This window comes from Psychrosphaera sp. (assembly GCF_982872775.1).
Genome location: NZ_CEYNSH010000040.1, coordinates 1 through 3,126 on the forward strand (window position 1 = coordinate 1; position 3,126 = coordinate 3,126).

At 38.5% G+C, this 3,126-nt stretch carries 4 protein-coding genes; 1 reads left to right on the top strand and 3 read right to left on the bottom strand.

Annotated features, from left to right (window positions below; genetic code table 11):
- The 3 genes from AC4E96_RS11225 to AC4E96_RS11235 all read right to left on the bottom strand — a co-directional run.
- A partial coding sequence (locus AC4E96_RS11225; RefSeq protein WP_490255879.1) for a hypothetical protein occupies positions 1–261 on the bottom strand: 261 nt, incomplete at its 3' end.
- 156 nt (positions 262–417) lie between these two features.
- The gene (locus AC4E96_RS11230; RefSeq protein WP_490255880.1) at positions 418–1,272 is read right to left on the bottom strand and encodes a ThiF family adenylyltransferase; all 855 of its coding nucleotides are present in this window, start codon (positions 1,270–1,272) and stop codon (positions 418–420) included.
- A gap of 15 nt (positions 1,273–1,287) precedes the next feature.
- Positions 1,288–2,244, bottom strand: coding sequence for a PEP-CTERM/exosortase system-associated acyltransferase (locus AC4E96_RS11235; RefSeq protein WP_490255881.1), 957 nt, complete (start codon positions 2,242–2,244; stop codon positions 1,288–1,290).
- Positions 2,245–2,518: 274 nt separating this feature from the next.
- Here AC4E96_RS11235 and AC4E96_RS11240 point away from each other — a divergent pair.
- A partial coding sequence (locus AC4E96_RS11240; RefSeq protein WP_490255882.1) for a S1 family peptidase occupies positions 2,519–3,126 on the top strand: 608 nt, incomplete at its 3' end.

The following is a 3,126-nucleotide window of genomic DNA, read 5'->3' on the forward strand; positions in this document are numbered from 1 at the left end:
CAGACCGATGTTAGTATCAGTAAAGTTACCTGTTGGGCCGCCAACACCTAGTTCATACAACGAAGTTGCGATGAAACCAGAAAATGACATATTGTCGAAGATGCCAGTAACTGTGTCGCCATCAGCATTAGGATCATAGTCATCTGTTGGCATGTTAATTTTTAAGTCTTGAGCAAAATTAAGCTGTACTTCAGCAGTAGCTGCAAAGCTACTCGCTAAACCTAACATTGCAACTGCCATTGCCGTGTTTTTAATTTTCATTTTATTCTTCCTTCATATTTAAGTGTTACACACTCGATTTAACTTAAATAAGCAAAAGACAAGCCAATAGTACAAGCTATTGTTTTAGCGAACATTTTTACACTAAAAATTTGTTACTAATATTGGATTGTAAAGAATCCTGACAACTAAAATCGTTTAACTCAACACAACGTTCTTAGCGACATTAAACATTACTTTTTGTATAGGGTTTCGGTTACCAAATGGACGCCATGTCTTTTTAAGCGTATTTTTGTAGCCGTCAAAGTGAAGCCCATAAGGTGCACAAACAAGTTCACCTCTGTTAAGTAGGATCTTAAGGGTGTAAGTTGCGGCGATTGCCCCACAAAATTTAACGCCCATTGGAGTAGATGGGCCTACTTTTGCTTTGAAGTCAGCCTTTGACGGATCAACTAGGTAGGAACGTTGCAACATAGAGGGCGACAAACCTATGAGGAATTGAATCAATTGTTCATCTTCTGTCTGTTTGTCTTCGAATCTAAAATATTCTTCGTAGGTCATTTTGCCTGGCATAAAACATAAAAACGCAGTACCCATACCCAAAGGCGCTGCGGTAATTACCGGTATTTTTTTGTCCAAACACTTTTGAAAAACTAGCTTTCGCGCCTTGAGAGCGAAAAAATCCAAGCTATCGACATAGATATCAACACCTTCCAAAAACTCATCAACATTGTGTTCGAATACCCCTTCATCAAATGATTTGATGTCGGCCTCAGGATTAATGTCTTTGGCGATGTTTTTCATGACTTGGCACTTAGGTTGCCCAACTGTGGACATAAAAGCGCCTGCTTGCCTGTTAAAATTATGAACATCGTATTCATCGAAATCAGAGATGTTAAAATTTCCAACACCTAATCTCGCTAAAGTAACAATATGCTCGCTACCAACGCCCCCAGCACCTGCAATTGCAACTCGTTTGTTTCTTAGTGTTTGTTGTTCTTGATCAGTAATCCATCCAATATTTCGGCTAAATGCATCTTTATAATCAAACATATCGTGCGTTATCTTCTAGTTAAAAACCCAGTAGGTTTTGTATTCGGCATAATAATTATTATAGATTGATAACGCTCTGTTTAAGCACTTTTTATTTACTAATTTATCTTCGCTATTTTCAAACTGTTCCATCACACCAACCAAATCCAATAAGGTCGGTTGATCAACGAGTTGTTCGTTAAGATCGGCCTGTAAACCATCAAACAAGGTTTTAAAACCGGGAGACAGGTTATCAAATAGCATTTGAGGCGTTATGTAGAAAGGCGCTCTCTTTCCGTGATAATCGACCACTGGACCTATCTGCTTAAACTTGATGCCAACCAATTTTAAACTTCTCGCCAATCTTGGCTCCATCATAACAAACACGTGTTCAATGCCCTTGTTAATCACCAAGCTTGCTGCTGACAGGTATAACCCTACTGCTATAAATGGAAAACAGCGTAGTTCACGCTCTGAATAACTCTCATTATTAATGGTACCTGTTGCCGCGCCTTTAAACTTATCTGTACGTCGCCTTCTGAACTCTGCCGGTACCGCTAACCTAGATATTTCACAAATTTTGTTTCGTGGAAAATTCGAAGGTGAAAATTCTTTATCATCTATAGTGCTCAGGCAATATTTTTCAATTGGAAGGACTTCATCTTCTTTACTTGAATAAACAACACGAACCGTCCCAGCGAACGCCTTGCTCTCTTTGTGTTGAATAACACAATGAAAAGCATGAGAATCAAACGGATCGGTTTCCAAACTGTCTGCTTTAGGAGGCTCGAATTTTAGCTCTTCACAATAAACGCTGTGTCTTATATTGAATGATTTGTTTTTTAGATACTGACTATCAGCGACAACAGGCCTCAAATACTCGGAAAAGTGCCTTGCTATTCGTTTCGCACCATAATTAACTATGATTTGTTCAATAAATCTAAATAAAGGACCGATAATCGGAATTGTCGTTAACGCCCTTAGCCATTTCATGGGATTTCCTTAAAAAAAAGAATTTTGCTGCTTACTACTTTTTTATCAATTTTGATTTAATTTTATTCGGCCAAAAACCGTGTTTCTTTACCAGAAAATAAGGGACATGCCCCTTATGATCAAGCTATTTAGAAACATTTTGTAATATTTATATATTTAACAGTAGATTAGACTTGTCTTTTTTTCTAACAAATCTTTAACGCATTTGTATTAGTTTTGGGAATTACGGTTTATAGTAGAAATTACACTCATATTTGTCATTTCGATTTAATTTATGAAACACATTCAATTCGTACTTTTATTTGCCTGCTTCTTGTCTTTCTCTAGCGGAAATATCATTGCTGCACCGTCACTCACAAAAACCGCCACAACCACCAAAACCTCCGTCGTCGGCGTCGGTGTTTACAATCCACTTAATGCTCCGAGATACCAATTACGAGGCACCGGTTTTGTGGTTTATTCTGACAACAACAGATCTGTCATCGCCACTAACCATCATGTGGTCAATTGCGAGGAGTTTGATAAAGACAAGTCTGAGATATCTGTGCACGTTGGCGAGAGTAAAAAAGCAAAATTCTATCGCGCTAAACTACTAGCTCAAGACAAAAGAGCGGATGTAGCATTAATTGAAATTCCATACTCAATTCCAGCTTTACCATTGGCAAAAGCAAGTTATAACTCACCAGCAGCAGCGCAAATTTTGATTGCTGGGTTACCGATAGGCTCAGTGTTAGGTTTGTTTAAAGCGGTCAATGTCGGTTACGTCTCTGCTTTTGTACCGCAGGCAATTCCGCAGACGAACGCGAGTCAGTTATCGATTGAGATGATTAAACGTTTGCGCGACCCTCTGTTTGTTTATCAGCTGGATGTAACAGCTTATCC

Bases quoted from the DNA above. Each gene is read 5' to 3' on its own strand.
- AC4E96_RS11230 (WP_490255880.1), bottom strand. From the start codon at position 1,272: ATGTTTGATTATAAAGATGCATTTAGCCGAAATATTGGATGGATTACT.
- AC4E96_RS11235 (WP_490255881.1), bottom strand. From the start codon at position 2,244: ATGAAATGGCTAAGGGCGTTAACGACAATTCCGATTATCGGTCCTTTA.